We start from the raw sequence: 17,215 nt of genomic DNA on the forward strand, positions 1-17,215 counted from the left end.
TCCGATCCTCACGTCCTGGCGAATGTCTGGTAGATGCGCACAAGCGCAGGTCGGAACATATATTCGAGCGCACCGGCAAACAGAATGACGAGACCCTGGATCACCACGATCATGTCGCGCGTGATGTTCGGCATGTCGAAAGAGAGCGCATCGCCACCCTGATAGAGAATGCCGAACAGGATCGCCGCCACGATGATGCCCAGTGGATGATTGCGACCCATCAGCGACACGGCAATGCCAACGAAGCCTGCACCGAGCACGAATTCCACCTGCAGACGCGCGGAAGCGCCCATGACGGGGTTAAGCGCCATCATGCCGGCAAGGCCACCGGAAAGCAGCATGGCGATGATGACCGTTCGGGCATAGGGAATGCCGGCATAGACCGCAGCGGTGGGGCTGAGGCCGAGCGTGCGCATTTCATAGCCGAGCTTGGTGCGCCAGATGAGCACCCAGACGAGGAAGCACATGACCAGCGCGATCAGAAAGGAGACGTTGAGCGGCGCAGCACCGATGGTCGAGCCGAACAGATCCATCAACCAGCCGAGCTTCGGCAGCTGGCCGCCCTCCAGAAAGGTGCGGGTCTCGGGAGCCATCTTGCCGGGCACAATCAGCACATGCACCAGCAGGAAGTTCATCATCGCCGAAGCGATGAAGTTGAACATGATCGTCGTGATGACGACGTGGCTGCCGCGCTTGGCCTGAAGCCAGGCCGGGATGAAGGCCCAGAGCGCTCCGAAAATCGCCGCGCCGATAACCGCAAAGGGCATGGTCACGTACCAGGGCACGTAGCGGTCAAGTGTCAGCGCCACGAGGGCACAGCCGAGACCGCCGAGATAGGCCTGACCTTCCGAGCCGATATTGAACAGGCCGGCATGGATGGCGACGGCGACCGAAAGGCCGGTGAAGATGAAGCTCGTCGCATAATACAGCGTGAAGCCAATGCCTTCGCCGCTGCCGAGAGCGCCCTGCAGCAGCAGCACGAGCGCATCGAGCGGGCTCTCGCCGATGAACCAGACGACGAGGCCGGAAATCAGGAAGGCAACAATCAGGTTGAGAAGAGGGATCAGGCCGTAGGTGATCCAGTTCGGGAGCGGAACGGAAGCCGTGCTCATATACGCCTCACGCGGCAATGCCGGCCATCATCAGGCCGAGTGTTTGTTCACCGGCCTCAGCCGACTTTTCACCGACGATGTGGCCGGCGAACATGACGAGGATACGGTCCGAAAGCGCACGGATCTCATCCAGCTCCACCGACACCAGCAGGATCGCCTTGCCGGCGTCGCGCATCTCGATGATGCGGCGATGGATGAATTCGATGGCGCCGATATCGACGCCCCGCGTCGGCTGGCCGATCAGCAGCGCCTTCGGGTCGCGCTCGATCTCGCGGGCAACGACGATCTTCTGCTGGTTGCCGCCGGAGAAATTGGCTGTTTTCAGCCGCGCGTTCGGCGGGCGGATATCGTATTTCTCAATCTTCTCGATGGCATCCTTGCGCATGGCATCGAGATCGAGCATGCCGCCGCGCCCGTATTTGCGGTCGCGGTGATAGCCGAGCATGGAATTCTCATATTCCTCGAACTTGAGGACGAGGCCCATGTGATGGCGATCTTCCGGAATATGGGCAAGGCCAAGGTCACGGAGTGCTGCAGGATCGGCATTGCCGATCGGCTTGCCGTGCAGAAGGATCTCGCCCGAAGCCGGCTTGCGGATTCCGGCGATGGCCTCAAGCAATTCCGACTGGCCGTTGCCAGCGACGCCGGCGATGCCGACGATCTCGCCGGCGCGGACATCGAAGGAGACATTGTCGACCATGGTGACGCCACGGCCGTCCTTGACGGTAAGATTGCGCACCGAAAGCAGGATTTCGCCCGGATTGGGAGCGCCCTTCTCCACACGCAACAGCACGCGGCGTCCGACCATCAACTCGGCCAATTCCTCGACGGTGGTTTCCGCCGTCTTGCGGGTGGCAACCATTTCGCCGCGGCGCATGACCGATACCGTATCGGTGATCGCCATGATTTCGCGCAGCTTATGGGTGATGAGGATGATCGTCTTGCCCTGGTCGCGTAGCACGCGAAGGATGCGGAAGAGATTGTCGGCTTCGGCCGGCGTCAGAACGCCGGTAGGTTCGTCGAGAATGAGGATCTCGGCGCCGCGATACATCGCCTTCAGGATTTCGACGCGCTGCTGCTGGCCGACGGGAAGTTCCTCGATCAAGGCGTCCGGATCGACTTCCAGGCCGTAATCCTTCTCCAGCCGGTTGAGCTCGGCGCGCGCGGCAGCGACGCCCTTGGCGAGAAGTGCGCCGCCTTCGGCGCCCAGCATCACGTTTTCAAGGACGGTAAAATTGTCGACCAGCATGAAATGCTGGTGCACCATGCCGATACCGGCTGCGATCGCCGTCTGGCTGTCGCGAATGGCGATCGGGTTGCCGTTGATGCGGATCTCGCCGCTATCAGCATGATAGAAGCCGTAGATGATCGACATCAGAGTCGATTTCCCGGCACCGTTTTCGCCGATGATCCCGTGGATCGAGCCCTTGGCGACGGTCAGGTTGATATCTTTATTGGCGTGGACAGCACCGAACTTCTTGTCGATGCCCACGAGCTCGATGGCGGAGATTTGGTTCACTATAGGGGCTCCAGAAACCGGTTTCCGGATAAGAAAAGGGCGTATGACGTTTTTGCTCCGTCATACGCCCTTATTTCATATCAGTTTTTCGGGCAGGCGTTGTCGGTCAGATAGTCGTGGACCTTGATGGTGCCAGCGACGATATCGGTCCGCGCCTTGTCGACCGCAGTCTGCATTTCCGGAGTGACGAGCGGCTTGTTGTTGTCGTCCATGGCAACGGTGACGCCGTCTTCCTTCAGGCCCAGTTCCTGGGTGCCGGCCGTGAACTTGCCGTTCTTGGCATCGCTGAAGGCATTGTAGACTGCGAGGTCGACGCGCTTGACGACGGAGGTCAGAACGGAACCCGGATGCAGGTAGTTCTGGTTCGAGTCAACGCCGATCGAGAGCTTCTTGTTGTCAGCAGCCGTCTGCAGCACGCCGAGGCCGGTGGCACCGGCAGCCGCGTAAACCACGTCCGCGCCCTGGTCGATCTGGTTCTTGGTGAGCTCGCCGCCGCGAACCGGATCGTTCCAGGCAGCACCGGTCGTGCCGGTCATGTTCTGGAAGACTTCGATCTTCGGATTGGTGGCGCGTGCGCCAAGCTCATAGCCGCATTCGAACTTGCGGATCAGCGGAATGTCCATGCCGCCGACGAAACCGATCTTGCCGGACTTCGATGCAATGGCAGCCATGACGCCGGCGAGGTAGGAACCTTCGTTTTCCTTGAACTTGACGGAGCGGACGTTCGGCAGATCGAGGCTATCGTCGATCAGAACGAATTCGGTCTTCGGATATTCAGCAGCAACCTTCTGCAGCGCGGAGGTCCAGGCGAAAGAAACAGCGATAACAGGATTGAAACCCTTGCTGGCGAAGTTGCGCAGCGCCTGTTCGCCCTGGGTGTCGCCCGTCGGCTCGAAGTCGCGGTAAGCGATGCCGGTTTCCTTCTTGAACTTTTCAGCGCCGTTATAGGCAGCTTCGTTGAAGGACTTGTCGAACTTGCCGCCGGTTCCGTAGACGATTGCCGGCTTGATATCGGCCGCAAGCGCCGTTGCCGACATGGCAGCCAGGGCGAAAAGGGTCAAAAGGGATTTTTTCATGTGGTGCAGCCCTATTGTTTCTATCTTGTTGGGTCCTCCCGCAAGCCCGTTGATCGGGCAAGTCTGCGGAACTGCCGGCCTCCCCCGAGGCCAAGCTGGCGCGCATCCTTGCATGGCTGCACGAAAAATTCACGAGAAATTTTTCAGTTGGTAAAGATTTGTGGGAATTGGTGAAAACCCATCCAAACGACCCGTTTTTTAAACAATTTCGGGCCAAAACTGCAATTTTATTGGTCAGAACAGCTGCCGCTCAGCTCCCCGCAACCACCAGTTCTGCAGCTCCCGCATTGCGATGGAGCCACCGCCAATTCCTTCCGACGCCATTCAATTCCCTGAATGGCACAGGCCGAAAGTCACGCGCCGAACCCCTCACGCGCTGAAGCGGCCGGCTGCAGGCTGGCGCTTGTAGGCGACCATCCACAGCAACAGGGAAATCACCAGGAAGACGGCGAAGGCCGGCTGAAACAGCAGCCATTGCATCGCCATGTCATAGAAACGGGGATGGACGTAATAGGCGATCGCCGAGCGGAGGCTTGCGAGCGACGAAGGGCTGACATCATTCCACGCATCGCCCATCGGGGTCATGACCACGGCGGAAGCCGCAACGGATTGTATGGAATCGATGGTGCCGGCGATCACAGCCACCACCAGCGCGACAAGGCTGGCAAAACGCAACAGGAAACGCATAAACTCCTCCCGATACTCACTATGTTCAGCCTTCGCGGGCCGACCGGTCTTATGCCGCCTCATCTATTTCATTAGATAAGTTGCGTGCAAAATAAGCGCAATGGGGAGGAGATGCAGAGTTTTGCGCCAACAAGTCAAAAATCTGTCAGATTCAGGTTGATTGCCAGGAATTCATCGGTATATATCGCGGCCGTTCCGACGATTTGCTTCCTGACCGGGTGCGAAACGCCAAAGGACAGGTGGCCGAGTGGTTTAAGGCGCACGCCTGGAACGCGTGTGTACGTGAAAGCGTACCGAGGGTTCGAATCCCTCCCTGTCCGCCATTTTCATCCACTCTCTCCCGCTTGCATTACGCCTCCAGGCAATCCAACAGCTCAGAGATCGCTCGTTGATAGTTCGCCTGCTCCACGTCGGCTGATGTCGACTGGAAACCATCGCCCTCACTTTCTATGGCGACGGCAAGGGCTGCACCATGGGTGTAATCGACCAGAATATGCACCCACAGCAGCGCGCGCGATGGGGAAAGGCCAAGCTCTTCCAACAGATCCGTCAGGCTCTCCGTGATCCGCCTTGCATGGTCGGGGAACACGGCAGGCCGGTTGAAGATGGCAAGCGTCAGACCGGGATGGCGCAGCACCTTTGCCCGGTACGCTCCCAGCAAGCCCTCTATCCGCGACCGAACCGTTCCTTCCGGAGGCATGGCAACATCGGCATAGACGCTCTCCGCCAATGCCTTGATCAATCCGTCCCGATCCTGGAAATGATGATAGATCGTCATCGGGTTGACGTTCGCACGCATGGCGACTGCGCGCATCGTCAGATTTTCAAAACCCTCGCCCTCAAGCAGAGCCAAGGCCTCCGAAAGGATCCTTGCCGGCGACACGCTGTTCTCGTCGGCACGTGGCCTGCCTCGGCTTCGCTTGGTCATGGTGCAATTGTGTAGGTCGATTGTACCAGCCCGGAGGGAAACGGGCGGGTACTTACATGCGTGAGATTGATGTCGCGCGAGACCGGGCCGAACAGCGGGCGGCCGCTGCCGAGCAGTATGGGAACGCGGCTGATCACCAGATCGCTGATCAAGCCTTCCCGAAGGAAAGACTGGATAAGCCGTCCGCCGTCCACATAGACACGGCGGCAGCCTTCCGCTGCGAGCATGGCCATAGCCTGCTGCGGCGACTTCCGCGTGAAACGGACTTTGCCGGCCAACTCAGCCGGAACCGGCTGCTCCGCCAAATCGGCCGAAAGGACGAGCACCGGGCGTGTGTAGAACCACGGCTTCATGTCGCGGACCGCCTCGAAGGTGCCGCGGCCCATGATGATGGCGTCGATGTCCCTGATGAAATCATTGTAGCCATGGTCTTCGCCGGACGCGTCATACTCGAGCAACCACTCGATGCCGCCGTCATCGCGAGCGATGAACCCGTCCAGGCTGGTTGCAATAAAAACGTGACCAGTGATCATTTCGCACTTCCATATTTATACATTGTATAATTATGGCTTGGTGGCGCTGTCAAGGACGGCTGATGCAAGGTTTCGCTGAGAGCCGCCGATGCGTCCCGGTTCGCCGAACCATCGCAACGCCGCTTCGGCAGCGGCATCCATGTCAGGCTCTGCCTCGCAGACCCAGGCAACGACGCCATCGGGCCGCACGAGCAAGGCGCTCAAGCCAAACCGATCCCTGGCGTCGCTGGCGACATAGGCAATCCGGTCGCTCCAGCGGCTTGCAAGCGCTTCAAGGGAAGCACGAGCATTGAAATCCAGAAGCAGGCCCTTGCCCGTCCTGAGGAGATTGCCGAGCTTTGTCCCATCGGCGAGCTCAAAATCGGGAGCGCTGCGGCCGATGAGCGGATGGCTCCCGCCAAGTTCATAGCGGAGAGAAACGCCCCAGACGCGCTCGGCGAAATAGGTGGCGCCGTCGCGCGTCTCGATCAGATCGCGGATAATGGCTTCGAGGGCACGCGAGCTCGGGCTTGGCCGCATGAGTGCGACTTGCGCGCGTGACCAATCAAGCACCTGCGCACCAATAGGATGCCGTTCGCTGGAATAGGTATCAAGCAATCCGTCAGGCGCGTCACCATGGATGGTGGCGGCAAGCTTCCATGCCAGGTTCATCGCATCGCCAAGTCCAAGGTTGAGCCCTTGGCCGCCCAAGGGGGAGTGGATGTGCGCGGCGTCGCCGGCAAGCAAAATGCGCCCTCTGCGATAGCTGGTCGCCTGATAGGCGCGGTCCGTCCATGTGGTGGCAAGCTTGAGCGCCGTTAGAGTGACGTCGGTGACGGAGATGCGCCGCAGCACTGCCTGCACATGGTCGAGCGTGATCGGCTGGGTCCGGTGGAAAGCGCCGCCATCGAAGTCGACCATCGTGATCGTCCCGGGAGGCGCATAGGTGTACATGCCCGTCGCGGTGTAATGGCGGCCGGGACGAAGCTTGTCCGGGTCCACCATCTCAATTTCGGCGGAATAGCCGGTGAATTCGGGATCGGTGCCGACGAACTCGAAGCCGCCAGCCTTGCGGACAGTGCTGCGGCCGCCGTCACAGCCAACGAGCCAGCGCCCGCGAAAGGTCTCGTCTCCGGCGCGAACGACAACAGCTTCATCCGACTGCTCGAAGCTCTCGACACCGAAGCCGCGCCTGATGTCGGCGCCCATGGCCTCCGCACGCGCCGCAAGGACAGCTTCGAAGCTTTCCATCTCGACCATCAAGCTGGTGCCGGCCGGGCTTGGCAAACGATAGAGCCACTTGGACGTGTCGATATTGTCGTAAAAGAACTGGATGCCGGCAAAATGGCCGCCTGGGCGGCGCGACTGGTGCATCCAGTGTGCGGCCAGTGAAGCGCGATCGCCCGAGCCGTCTTTGGCAGGTTTGGGCGCGGCAACATCATCCAGCAGACCACGACGATAGAAGGCTTCGATGGTTGGCGAGGAAAGGCCGCGCATGCCGAAGGGAAGGCGCTTCAAGGGCGAGCGCGGATCCTCGGCCTGCTCCAGCACCGATACGGAGAGACCGGCGAGACGCAGCTCGCAGGCGAGAAACAAGCCGACGGGTCCGCCGCCGGCAATCAGAACATCATAAATCAAGGCAGCACTCCTCAGGCGAACGGCGCCGCAAGGGCGTCAGACATTCCGGCTTCGGGCCATCTCAGCCGGCGCGAGTCGCTGAAAAACGCCCACCCGTGTTCGGGCGGCGATGGTCCAGTCACGGGAACAGTCATAAAACCTGTGCCAATTTCACCGATTTCGTGATTGCAATGCAATTTTTACACTCTGTATAAATTTACTTATGGTATAAATATCGTCATGTCAAACCAAATCAAACTCCGGGACCGCAAGAAGGAGATGACGCGTCAAGCGATCTCCAACGTCGCGACACGCCTGTTTGTCGAACATGGCTTCGACAAAGTTTCCGTCGCCGATATCGCCGACGAAGCTGATGTCGCCAGGAAGACGGTGTTCAACTACTTCCGCCGCAAGGAGGATCTGGTCTTCGATCGCGAGGATGAGGTACGGGAACTGGTGCGCAAGGCGATCGCCCATCGCGGCCGAGTGCCGCCGGTCCGCGCCTTTCAGGCGCTGATGCGGGACCTAGAGGAAACGCAGCATCCTCTGTTTAGGATTACGGAACGACCCATCCAGTTCTGGCGCATGGTGGCGGAGAGCCCGACGCTGACGGCATATGCACGCGGGCTGCAGGTGACGCTTGCTGACGATCTCTCGGTAATGCTCTCCGACGCGGCGGGGCGGCCGCGCTCCGATGCCGATGCACATCTCGCGGGCGCAATGCTGATGGCGACGCTGGTGACCGCCTATGGCGAGGCGCTGCGCGTCTTTCGGGAAAAAGGAGATCCTCAAGCCGCTCTGCTTAGCGTCATGGAGCGCGGCTTTGCCGGTGTCGACGCCGCTCTTGCCGGGACGCCGTATGTCTGACTTTGAAGCTTTCTGGATCGCAGCCTGAAAGACGAAACCCGGCCGAAGGGTCGGCCGGGTCTTCGAATACATGGTCCGTCGGACCATCGACCATCCCGCGGATCGTGGTCGATGGCGCCGGCATCACGCGGCGGAGACCTGCAGCTCTGCAAGATCCTGAAGCAGCGTCGGGCCGCTGGGTTCCCAGCCCAGCTTCTGCCGGGTCTTGGCGCTGGAGGCCGGCATGTCGCGGCCGGCAAACAGGGCGAGCCAGCCGAAATAATCCTGCGCCTCTTCCCTGGCGATGGATTTGACCGGGAGGTTCAGGCGCCGCCCGATCGTCTCGACGATATCGCGCATGGGCACGCCTTCCTCGGCGGCCGCGTGATATTTGGCATTCGGTTCGGCGCGCTCGACGACGAGGCGGTAAAGACGGCCGACATCGGAAAAATGCGCCGCCGGCCAGCGGCTGAGCCCGTCTCCCACATAGGCGCAGACACCCTTTTCCCGGAATATCTGGATCAAGGGCGTAATAAGGCCCTGGCTGACCGGATCATGCACCTGGGGCAGCCGGACGACCGAGACATTGACCCCGACCTCGCTTGCCAGGATTCCGGCTTCTTCGGAGGCTGCCCGCGGATGCATGTCGGAACCTGCAATCGGGTTATCCTCTCTGGCCGGCTCGCCCGGCACCGTGTTGGCGATCGGCGTGCCCGACGTAATGACCAGCGGGCGGGCGGAACCGGCAAGCGCGGAGGCCAGCGTTGCGATGACCCGGCGGTCATCCTCGCAATTCTGGACGAATCTCGTGAAGTCGTGGTTGAAGGCAAGGTGGATAACGCCGTCGGATTGCGAGGCGCCGCTTTTCAGGATTTCCGCATCCTCGATCGTGCCGTGAAGGACTTCGGCGCCGGCGGCGGCGAGCGCGACCGCCTTTTCCTTGGAACGCGAGAGGCCGAGCACCTGATGGCCCGCCCCGATCAATTCCCTGACGACATGCGAGCCGACATTTCCGGTCGCACCGGTAACGAATATACGCATATGCACTGTCTCCTTATTTCGTCGGAGACAAATCTGTGCCTATCGTTTATTCTGGTAAAGTAGTGACCTTATCATAGTAAAGACACTAACAGGATGACCGATCTTATCGAAACCGAAAACGTGCTTGGGACCTATCTGAGGGATCGGCGGGCGAAACTCGACCCATCCGCCCTGGGATTTGTCGGCGAGCGGCGGCGCACGCCCGGACTTCGGCGCGAGGAAGTGGCGCAGCGCGCCAACATCAGCCCGACTTGGTACACATGGCTGGAACAGGGCCGTGGCGGCGCGCCTTCCGCCGACGTGCTGGATCGGATCGCCCGCGCGCTGATGCTGACGGAAGTGGAGCGCGAGCACCTGTTCCTGCTTGGCCTTGGGCGTCCGCCAGAAGCGCGTTACCGCAAAAATGATGGCGTTACGCCGCGGCTGCAGCGCGTGCTCGATGCGCTGGAGCCGAGCCCCGCCATTATCCGGACCGCCACCTGGGACGTCATCGCCTGGAACCGGGCAGCACCGGTGATGCTGATCGATTACGGATCGCTGCCACCGGAAGAACGCAACATTTTGCGCTATATCTTTCTCGATCCGCGTGCGCGCGCCGTGCAATATGATTGGGAAAGCGTCGCCCGTTTCGCGCTGGGCGCATTCCGTGTCGATGCCGCGCGCGCAGGCGCATCGAGTGAAATCGAGCCTTTCGTGGCGGAACTTTGCCGCATCAGCCCGGAATTCAGGGCCATGTGGCGCGAAAACGACGTTCCCGGCACCCATACCGAAGCCGTCAAACATATACGCCATCCCATCCTCGGCCCGCTGGCATTCGAGTATTCGGCCTTTTCGGTCGACGGCCGGACGGATCTCAGCATGATCGTCTACAATCCGGCAACGCCTGACGATGCCGAGCGGATCAGATCGCTGCTGCCCCGGCCATAAGGATATGCTTGGCGCAACCAACCGTCACTCGCTCATCTTTCGATTGACGGCGGCGAGGAAGGCGTCCTAAATTCCCGTCGTCGAAAATGGCTGGCTTGGTCTCGGTAGGCCCAGGCCCTTCTCCCTCATGGAGAAGCTCTGTTCCGCGCTTGCGCGGATACCCCGACAGTCCCTGCGCCTCGTGCGCGTTTCGGGTCTGCACGGTAGCCATTTGACGATGCTCCCTCAGCAGACCATGTTCGAAGGAGCCGTACCATGTCCACTATCGATCAGTCCCAGCCCATCCTTGTCTATCTCGCCGCGGGGGTCCAAGGCAGCGCAGTCGTTCACGCAGCACTTCGGCGCGGCTTCAAGGTCCGCGCACTTGTGCGAGACCGAAGACGCGCCTCCGCACTCTCGGCGCTCGGCGTCGAGCTGGTCGAGGGGGATCTTCGCGATGCGGCTTCGCTTCGCGCCGCCAGCACCGGCATCACCCACGCCGTGCTGCAGATTCCGATCGGATCACAAGGCGACATGCGCATCCAGGCGGATAATGCGATATCCGCTTCTCTCGACCAAGGCCTGAAATCCCTTATTCTCAAGTTCGCCAGCGCCAGCCGCCCGGCACCTTGCCAGGAGCCAAGCTTTGTTGCCAACGCAATGCTCGAAGATGTGGTCCGCGCGTCAGGCCTGCCCTTCGTAATCGTCCGCCCGACCATGTATCTCGATAATCTCCTGAAGCCATCAGCGCGCAAAGACATTGTTGGCGAAGGGATCTTCGCGCCGCCGATTGCCGAAGCCCAGCGTATCGCCTGGACCTCGGTCGATGATTGCGCCCGGGCCGCCATTACCCTTCTGGAACGTGGCATCACCTCTGGCGATCATCGCATTGCCGGGCCGGAAAGCGTTGATGGAAACGAACTCGTCTCGCGGATCGGTGCTGGACTCGGTCGCCTCATCGCCTATCGCCAACAGCCGCTCGACGAGTTCGAGCGGGATGTCGACGCTGCGATGGGGCCAGGAACGGGGCGCCGCGTCGCCTCGAAATTCCGCTTCTTCGCATCGCATCGGGAAGAGGCGGATGCGATGCTGGCCGTGCCGTTCAAGCCGCAAGCCGGCCTTGAGGATTTCAAGCCGACAGGCATCGAGGAATGGGTTCGCCAACATCGGGCACAGTTCTTCGATACGAAACAAGCGCCATCAGGCGGCCAGGGCTGATCGACAGGATACGCCTTCAATCGTAATAGGCCGGGGCATGCTTGAACCGAGGCCATGCTTCGGGATCATGCCCCGTCACCACCATCGCATCGGTCTGTTCGGCAAGCGTGCGAAGCTTGCCGACGGATCGCACCGTGTCGACGGCGGAAGCCAGGAAGCCAGGAAGAGCCTTTTCGTTCCAGTGATCGAGCGTGTAGGCGGCATCGACGGTCAGTAATATTGCCCCCGTCTTCGGGAGCCGTACCAGGAAGGATTGGTGGCCGACGCTATGGCCCGGCGTGAAGATCATCCGCAGCACGCCGTCACCATAGAGATCGTAGCCATCGGTGGCGGCACCCTCCAGAAAGTGCCATTTCAAGCCGGGACGATCGAAATCCCGGCGAACATAGGCACTGGCGGCGAACCAGTCCGGCGCGAAGGCATATTCATATTCGAGGCGCTGGACGATGTGGGTCGCGTTGGGGAAGCGGCCGATCGCGCCGCTATGGTCGGAATGCAGATGAGAAAGCACGACGAAGCGGATATCTTCACCGGATATGCCGAGCTTCGCCAGCTGCGCAACGCATCCCTGCTCCTCGGTCATGAAGGGTTGGTAGCTGTCGACCGCATCGCCCCAATAGCCACGCGGATCGCCTAAACCCTCGCCCGCCAGCCCTCCATCGATGATGACATTGCCCTTCGGATGCGTCAGCAGAAACCAGGGAACCGGGATTTCGTAATCGGCGCCGCCACCCTGATTCATCCTGATGTCGTGGGCCTTGCAGCGCTGCGTGCCCGATTGAAACATACAAAGCCTGATGTCGCTCATAAGCCTGACCTGTGATTTGCGATTGGGTGCGGAAACACGCGTCGTTTTCGGTGATCGAAGGCTCTGCCACTAGGCGGCACCATCCACTTACATTTATCGGCTGATCCGATATATTGGCGCACATGGATCTATTGGTGGCGATGCGCGTCTATGTCAGGGTGGTGGAAAGAGGCAGCATGTCGGCCGCCGCCCGCGATCTCGGCATGGGGCAGCCTGCCGTCAGCGAGCGGATTGATCGGCTGGAGCAATATCTCGGCGCGCGGCTGCTGCTTAGAAACACCCGCAAGCTTTCCGTCACGGATGTCGGTGCCACCTTTAATGAGCGCAGCAAGCAGGTGCTCGAAAGTGCCGACGATGCGCTGACAGTCGTGGATGGCGATCAGTCACTGCGTGGCACGCTCAAGATCGCCGCGCCGCATGGCGTCGGCGAGATCATCCTTCCGCCGATCCTGCTGCAGATGCGCAAGCATCATCCGCTGCTCAAAATCGACCTGATCCTCAACGACAGGATCGTCGATCCCGTGACGGAGGGCGTCGACATCTCGCTGCGCCTGGGGGATCTCGACGAGGGCAGCTTCATTGCCCGCAAGCTCGGCCATGTCGGCCGCGTGCTGGTGGCATCGCCTGCCTATCTCGATGAGCATGGGACGCCCACGATGCCCGACGAACTTGCCGACCACGCCTTCCTGCGGGTCTCCGGCCTGTTCAACAACGGCCGGATTCCATTGATCGACCCGGACGGACAGTCCGAACTTGCCGCCGTCGATATCGCCTTGAGCACCAGCCATTGGCGGCCGCTGCACCGCCTGCTGCTCGATGGCGCCGGTATCGGCGTGCTGCAGGAGCCGGTCTGCACCGAGGATCTTGCCGATGGCAGACTGATCTGTCTGCTGCCCGGCTTTACAGTGCCGGGCTTCGATCTCAATGCGCTCTATCCGGCGATAAGACCGATTCCGCCGCGGATTCTGGCGGTTCTCTCCTTGCTGGAAGAACAGTTGCCGGGGATTCTGATCAAGCAAGCCTGAGCGCTGGAAAGCTAGCCGACGCCCTGGGTCGCCACTTTTGGCGTTGCCCGCAAGGTCAGCGCCCAGAAGAGCAGCGTTGTCAGGCTGATGGCAGCACCCGAGATGCAGACGCCCGGCCAGCCGGCATGAGCATAGATGATCGTCGCTGTCGATGATCCCACTGCGCTGCCGATGGAGTAGAAGATCATATAGGCGGCGGTCAACCTGTTCTGCGCGTCCGGCCTGACACGATAGATCATGCCCTGATTGGTGACGTGCACCGCCTGCAGGCCGAAATCGATGACGAGGACACCGAGAATGAGCCAGAGGATCGAACGATCCAGCATTGAAATCGGTAGCCAGGCAACGAGCATCAGCGCCAGTGCAATGCCTGTCGTGCGTTGACCATGGCCGCGGTCGGCCCAGCGCCCTGCCCTGACGGCGCCGAGCGCGCCCGCCGCTCCGGCCAGGCCGAACAGGCCGACCTCGGTGTGAGACAGCGAGTAAGGCGGCTCGGTCAGCAGCAGCACCAGAGGGGCGAGCAGCGTGGTGATATTGGCGAAGATCAGCATGGCGATCACGGCGCGGATGCGCAGGACCGGTTCTTCAATCAGCAGAGTGCCCAACGAGCGGATGAGGCCGACATAGGAAAGTCCGCGCCTCGGCTTCTCTTGCCTCGGCAGCACGCGCCAGAGGAGAAGCGTGATTACCAATGTTAGCACGGCGGAGACGATGTAGACGGTCCGCCAGCCGGAGAAATCGGTCAGCGTGCCGGCAACGCTGCGCGCCAACAGGATGCCGAGGACGATGCCGCTTGTGACCATGCCGACGATATGGCCGCGCTCGGTAGGGTGCGCGAGGCTCGCCGCATAGGCGACCAGCGCCTGTGTCACGACGGCCAGAAAGCCGACGGCGGCCATGGAGGCGAGCAGCATCGCCGCACTGGACGAGAAGCCGACGCTGATGAGGGCCGCCACGCTCAACAGCGATTGCACGATGATGAGCTTGCGCCGGTCGACAAGGTCGCCGAGCGGCACCAGCAGGATCAGGCCGAGCCCATAGCCGAGCTGTGTTGCGCCGACGATGAGGCCGGCAGCCGTGCGCGACAGCTTCAGATCATCAGCCATGACATCGAGAAGCGGATGGGCAAAATAGGCATTGGCGACAGCGAGGCCGCTCGCGACGGCAAACAGGAAAATCGTCGCTCGCGTCAAAGGCGAATTGGCCTCTCCGGAGTATTCGGCGCCCTTAAACCAACCCTTTCGTGAGGAGTGAGGGCGCAGAATGTCCTCCGCGCTGCCGGCCGGCGGCGCGTCCTGATCGATCGTCATTGCAAAACTCCCGATTCTTCGGTTTAATAATGAAACCAACGATCGAGTAACATTATTGGTTTAATCATGCAACCATTCTTGCGAACAAAAGACCGGAAAGGCTGAGCCGATGGTCGCGCGGAAAAGCCTGAAGGGTGACTATTGCCCAAGCGCGCGTTCGCTCGACGTGATCGGCGACTGGTGGTCGCTCCTGATCGTGCGCGACGCCTTCGATGGGCTGACCCGCTTCGGCGAGTTTCAGAAGAGCCTGGGGATCGCCAAGAATATTCTCACCGAGCGCCTGCGCACGCTTGTCGCGAGCGGCATCCTGGAGCTTGTACCAACAAGCGAAGGCGGCTCGCGCATGGAATATCGGCTGACGGCGATGGGAAAGGATCTCTTCCCGGTCATGGTGGCATTGCGGAAGTTCGGCGAGCGCCATCTCTTCGCGCCGGCGGAAGAGCATTCACTGCTGGTGGACCGGGCGACGGGTCAGCCGGTGCAGCTCGACATACGGGCGCAGGACGGCAGATCCATCGGCCCGGACGAAACAATTATCTTGAAGGTGCCGGAAGCGGAATAGGACAAGAACGCCGGTGTTCGGCAGACGAATAGTCCTTCGAACCGAAGCTTAAAACACCAGCGACCGGTGTAATTGCGCACCTGCCCAGGCGCCGTCGCCGACGGCAAGCGACACCGAATGCGGGAAGCGAGCGGCATCGCCGCAGGCAAAGGCGCCCGGCACGGTCGTTTCCTTCATGGCGTCTGTCTGGATCTGGATCCCGAAAGGCGTTTCCTCCAACGCGCAGCCAAGCCGCTCCGCAATCGGGCTTGAGGGCGACACACGCGACGCAGTGAAGAGCCCGGCAAACGGCAGCAGGCGTCCATCGCTGAGCCGCACGTCGGCCTCTCCTTCCAGCCTTGCGACCGGGGTTTCCTCGATCGTCACGCCACGAGCGGCGAGATCGGCGCGCTGCACCTCATCGGGGACAAAGCTGCCGTTGAGGAAGAACGTCACGTCTCCCCATTCCGGCAGCAACTGCGCCTGATGTAGCGACATCGAGCCGGTGGCGATGCAACCGATGCGGCCTTGATCGAGCTCGTAGCCATGGCAATAGGGGCAATGGAAGATGCTTTTGCCCCAACGTTCGCCCAGTCCCTCGATCTCGGGCAAGGCATCGGAGACGCCGGTTGCGAAGAGAAGGCGCCGGCCGTCATGGCGTGCACCGTCAGCGGTGGTGACGACAAAGGCATCTTTCTCGCCCTCAGCCTTTTCGGCCGTGCCTTCGATCCAGGTCAGCGTCGGATAGGCGGAAAGCTGCTCACGCGCCTTGCGGGCGATCTCGGCGGGGTCGACGCCATCCTGGCCGAGAAATCCGTGGGATTCCCGGGCAAAACGATTGCGGCGCTTGCCTGCATCGATGACAAGCACCTTGCGGCGGGCACGAAGAAGCTGGAGGGCGGCCGCCATTCCCGCGTAGCTGCCCCCAATGACGATGACGTCATAGGTCATGATAAAGCCCTTTCTGAGCGCCATTGCGTGTGACGCCGCGCAAATTCGGCGGCGAGATCGGCAAGTGTGACGTTTTCAAAGCGCTGGAGGAGCAAGGCCTCGGCTTCGGCAAAAGCATCATCGAGGACGGAATTGACCGATTGCTCGACCAGGCACTCCGGCGTTTCGTTGCGATTGCCGATGGCAAAGACGGCCGGTTCGCCGAGTGCCTCATGCAACTGGCGCAGCGTGACGCTTTTGAGATCGGCCGCAATCGTCCAGCCGCCAGTGTGCCCCTTGGCGGAATGGACAATGCCCACCTCGCGCAATAGCCCCATGGTACGACGCACGACGACAGGATTGGTGTGCATGCATTGCGCCAGGGCTTCGGAGGTCAATGGTCCATCCTGCTCGGCCATGTGGAGCAGGGCGTGGAGAACGGAAGAAAGTCGGCTATCGCGTTTCATGTAACTTCAATTATTACGATTCGATCCGACATTCAAGGGTGGCCTGTTGTGATGAAGCAGGGCTGCGGCTAAGCCCGCTGTTTGAAACGAACCTCGCGTGCCGAAGCGCAAATCCTAATCTCGTCGCCGAGCGACCATTCGGCTGCCCTTGCCGCCATGGCTGCAGGCACGCCCTGCGAGCCAGGCCCGGCGGGAACATCATAAGTGGCGTGCGCATCATGCGGCAGCAGCACACCATAACCGCGCTCAAGCGCCGCCCGCGCCGTTGCGGCAACGCACATGTCCGAGAGCGCGCCGCAGATCACCAGATGCTTCGCGCCGAAAGCGGTCAGAATAGCGTCAAGATCGGTGCCGTCGAAGCCATCATCCTCCGTTTTCCTGATGACCACCTCGCCAGATAGCGGCGGAAAATGGAGTTTCCACCCCGGTTGAAACGGCTCATCCAGTGCACCGGGCGGACCATCGTTCTGCAGGAAAATCACCGGCGCCCATGCCGACCGCGCCTTATCCAGCAGGAGTTCGACCATCGCTCTCAAGGTGGCATGGCCGGGAACCGCACTTGGTCCCTCCACGAAAGCATTCTGCACGTCGACAACAAGCAGGGCATCGGCCGGCGGACGGTCATCGGAAATCTCTTGCTGCTCTCTTTCCATCGATCGGTCAGGCCTTACC

General features: G+C 61.0%; 18 protein-coding genes and 1 tRNA gene. 6 read left to right on the plus strand and 13 right to left on the minus strand.

Features of this window, described 5'->3' with window-relative positions:
• Positions 1 to 8: 8 nt before the first annotated feature.
• The 4 genes from GDN47_RS26525 to GDN47_RS26540 form a co-directional block, all read right to left on the minus strand.
• Positions 9 to 1,112 carry an ABC transporter permease gene (locus tag GDN47_RS26525; RefSeq protein ID WP_113330623.1) on the minus strand — a complete coding sequence of 368 codons (1,104 nt, stop codon included), beginning with the start codon at positions 1,110 to 1,112 and terminating at the stop codon, positions 9 to 11.
• Positions 1,113 to 1,119: 7 nt separating this feature from the next.
• Entirely contained in the window at positions 1,120 to 2,631 is a 1,512-nt protein-coding gene (locus tag GDN47_RS26530) for an ABC transporter ATP-binding protein (protein WP_113391014.1), read from the minus strand.
• Between the two features lie 80 nt (positions 2,632 to 2,711).
• A complete protein-coding gene (locus GDN47_RS26535; protein WP_113391013.1) occupies positions 2,712 to 3,707 on the minus strand; it encodes a BMP family lipoprotein in 996 nt (331 codons plus the stop codon).
• A gap of 369 nt (positions 3,708 to 4,076) precedes the next feature.
• The gene (locus GDN47_RS26540) at positions 4,077 to 4,394 is read right to left on the minus strand and encodes a hypothetical protein (protein WP_075856392.1); all 318 of its coding nucleotides are present in this window, start codon (positions 4,392 to 4,394) and stop codon (positions 4,077 to 4,079) included.
• A 233-nt stretch (positions 4,395 to 4,627) separates the two neighbouring features.
• On the opposite strand from GDN47_RS26540, the gene GDN47_RS26545 reads away from it, so the two are divergent.
• Positions 4,628 to 4,717 (plus strand) — tRNA-Ser (locus GDN47_RS26545).
• A 26-nt stretch (positions 4,718 to 4,743) separates the two neighbouring features.
• Here the strand turns inward: GDN47_RS26545 and GDN47_RS26550 are convergent.
• From GDN47_RS26550 to GDN47_RS26560, 3 genes are read right to left on the minus strand one after another with little or no spacing between them, the layout of a single operon-like run.
• A complete protein-coding gene (locus GDN47_RS26550; RefSeq protein WP_233790151.1) occupies positions 4,744 to 5,277 on the minus strand; it encodes a TetR/AcrR family transcriptional regulator in 534 nt (177 codons plus the stop codon).
• Positions 5,278 to 5,318: 41 nt separating this feature from the next.
• A complete protein-coding gene (locus GDN47_RS26555) occupies positions 5,319 to 5,855 on the minus strand; it encodes a dihydrofolate reductase family protein (protein ID WP_152094617.1) in 537 nt (178 codons plus the stop codon).
• Positions 5,856 to 5,885: 30 nt separating this feature from the next.
• The gene (locus tag GDN47_RS26560; RefSeq protein ID WP_152094618.1) at positions 5,886 to 7,472 is read right to left on the minus strand and encodes an FAD-dependent monooxygenase; all 1,587 of its coding nucleotides are present in this window, start codon (positions 7,470 to 7,472) and stop codon (positions 5,886 to 5,888) included.
• Between the two features lie 258 nt (positions 7,473 to 7,730).
• On the opposite strand from GDN47_RS26560, the gene GDN47_RS26565 reads away from it, so the two are divergent.
• Positions 7,731 to 8,318, plus strand: coding sequence for a TetR/AcrR family transcriptional regulator (locus tag GDN47_RS26565; RefSeq protein WP_210386774.1), 588 nt, complete (start codon positions 7,731 to 7,733; stop codon positions 8,316 to 8,318).
• A 123-nt stretch (positions 8,319 to 8,441) separates the two neighbouring features.
• On the opposite strand, the gene GDN47_RS26570 is transcribed toward GDN47_RS26565, so the two are convergent.
• Complete coding sequence (locus tag GDN47_RS26570; RefSeq protein ID WP_152094620.1) at positions 8,442 to 9,338, minus strand: SDR family oxidoreductase; 897 nt, start codon at positions 9,336 to 9,338, stop codon at positions 8,442 to 8,444.
• Positions 9,339 to 9,431: 93 nt separating this feature from the next.
• On the opposite strand from GDN47_RS26570, the gene GDN47_RS26575 reads away from it, so the two are divergent.
• Positions 9,432 to 10,265, plus strand: coding sequence for a helix-turn-helix transcriptional regulator (locus GDN47_RS26575; RefSeq protein WP_152094621.1), 834 nt, complete (start codon positions 9,432 to 9,434; stop codon positions 10,263 to 10,265).
• Between the two features lie 255 nt (positions 10,266 to 10,520).
• Positions 10,521 to 11,462 (plus strand): SDR family oxidoreductase, encoded by a 942-nt coding sequence (locus GDN47_RS26580; RefSeq protein WP_173002578.1) that lies wholly within the window; start codon positions 10,521 to 10,523, stop codon positions 11,460 to 11,462.
• Between the two features lie 16 nt (positions 11,463 to 11,478).
• Here the strand turns inward: GDN47_RS26580 and attM are convergent, their stop codons facing one another.
• Positions 11,479 to 12,270 (minus strand): AttM family quorum-quenching N-acyl homoserine lactonase, encoded by a 792-nt coding sequence (gene attM, locus GDN47_RS26585; protein ID WP_152094622.1) that lies wholly within the window; start codon positions 12,268 to 12,270, stop codon positions 11,479 to 11,481.
• 122 nt (positions 12,271 to 12,392) lie between these two features.
• On the opposite strand from attM, the gene GDN47_RS26590 reads away from it, so the two are divergent.
• Complete coding sequence (locus tag GDN47_RS26590; protein WP_152094623.1) at positions 12,393 to 13,295, plus strand: LysR family transcriptional regulator; 903 nt, start codon at positions 12,393 to 12,395, stop codon at positions 13,293 to 13,295.
• Positions 13,296 to 13,306: 11 nt separating this feature from the next.
• On the opposite strand, the gene GDN47_RS26595 is transcribed toward GDN47_RS26590, so the two are convergent.
• Complete coding sequence (locus GDN47_RS26595; RefSeq protein WP_152094624.1) at positions 13,307 to 14,605, minus strand: MFS transporter; 1,299 nt, start codon at positions 14,603 to 14,605, stop codon at positions 13,307 to 13,309.
• A gap of 109 nt (positions 14,606 to 14,714) precedes the next feature.
• Here GDN47_RS26595 and GDN47_RS26600 point away from each other — a divergent pair, with 109 nt between their 5' ends.
• Positions 14,715 to 15,167, plus strand: a complete 453-nt coding sequence (locus tag GDN47_RS26600; protein WP_145323320.1) for a winged helix-turn-helix transcriptional regulator — start codon at positions 14,715 to 14,717, stop codon at positions 15,165 to 15,167.
• A gap of 48 nt (positions 15,168 to 15,215) precedes the next feature.
• Here GDN47_RS26600 and GDN47_RS26605 read toward each other — a convergent pair whose 3' ends face one another.
• From GDN47_RS26605 to GDN47_RS26615, 3 genes are all read right to left on the minus strand, one after another.
• Positions 15,216 to 16,097, minus strand: a complete 882-nt coding sequence (locus tag GDN47_RS26605; protein WP_145323471.1) for an NAD(P)/FAD-dependent oxidoreductase — start codon at positions 16,095 to 16,097, stop codon at positions 15,216 to 15,218.
• On the minus strand, positions 16,094 to 16,543 hold the full coding sequence (locus GDN47_RS26610; RefSeq protein ID WP_113330608.1) for an RrF2 family transcriptional regulator: 450 nt from the start codon (positions 16,541 to 16,543) through the stop codon (positions 16,094 to 16,096). Before GDN47_RS26610 ends, GDN47_RS26605 begins: the two co-directional genes overlap by 4 nt.
• 68 nt (positions 16,544 to 16,611) lie before the next feature.
• Positions 16,612 to 17,196: an isochorismatase family protein gene (locus GDN47_RS26615; protein WP_145323316.1), complete on the minus strand. Its 585-nt coding sequence runs from the start codon at positions 17,194 to 17,196 to the stop codon at positions 16,612 to 16,614.
• Positions 17,197 to 17,215 lie beyond the last annotated feature (19 nt).

This window comes from Martinezella dioscoreae, from assembly GCF_009176305.1.
In the GTDB taxonomy this organism is placed as follows: domain Bacteria; phylum Pseudomonadota; class Alphaproteobacteria; order Rhizobiales; family Rhizobiaceae; genus Rhizobium; species Rhizobium dioscoreae.

Coding starts and splice junctions, on each gene's coding strand:
- GDN47_RS26575 (WP_152094621.1), top strand. CDS start 9,432: ATGACCGATCTTATCGAAACCGAAAACGTGCTTGGGACCTATCTGAGG.
- GDN47_RS26555 (WP_152094617.1), bottom strand. CDS start 5,855: ATGATCACTGGTCACGTTTTTATTGCAACCAGCCTGGACGGGTTCATC.
- GDN47_RS26535 (WP_113391013.1), bottom strand. CDS start 3,707: ATGAAAAAATCCCTTTTGACCCTTTTCGCCCTGGCTGCCATGTCGGCA.
- GDN47_RS26600 (WP_145323320.1), top strand. CDS start 14,715: ATGGTCGCGCGGAAAAGCCTGAAGGGTGACTATTGCCCAAGCGCGCGT.
- GDN47_RS26525 (WP_113330623.1), bottom strand. CDS start 1,112: ATGAGCACGGCTTCCGTTCCGCTCCCGAACTGGATCACCTACGGCCTG.
- GDN47_RS26565 (WP_210386774.1), top strand. CDS start 7,731: ATGACGCGTCAAGCGATCTCCAACGTCGCGACACGCCTGTTTGTCGAA.
- GDN47_RS26610 (WP_113330608.1), bottom strand. CDS start 16,543: ATGAAACGCGATAGCCGACTTTCTTCCGTTCTCCACGCCCTGCTCCAC.
- attM (WP_152094622.1), bottom strand. CDS start 12,270: ATGAGCGACATCAGGCTTTGTATGTTTCAATCGGGCACGCAGCGCTGC.
- GDN47_RS26540 (WP_075856392.1), bottom strand. CDS start 4,394: ATGCGTTTCCTGTTGCGTTTTGCCAGCCTTGTCGCGCTGGTGGTGGCT.
- GDN47_RS26580 (WP_173002578.1), top strand. CDS start 10,521: ATGTCCACTATCGATCAGTCCCAGCCCATCCTTGTCTATCTCGCCGCG.
- GDN47_RS26605 (WP_145323471.1), bottom strand. CDS start 16,097: ATGACCTATGACGTCATCGTCATTGGGGGCAGCTACGCGGGAATGGCG.
- GDN47_RS26615 (WP_145323316.1), bottom strand. CDS start 17,196: ATGGAAAGAGAGCAGCAAGAGATTTCCGATGACCGTCCGCCGGCCGAT.
- GDN47_RS26590 (WP_152094623.1), top strand. CDS start 12,393: ATGGATCTATTGGTGGCGATGCGCGTCTATGTCAGGGTGGTGGAAAGA.
- GDN47_RS26595 (WP_152094624.1), bottom strand. CDS start 14,605: ATGACGATCGATCAGGACGCGCCGCCGGCCGGCAGCGCGGAGGACATT.
- GDN47_RS26570 (WP_152094620.1), bottom strand. CDS start 9,338: ATGCGTATATTCGTTACCGGTGCGACCGGAAATGTCGGCTCGCATGTC.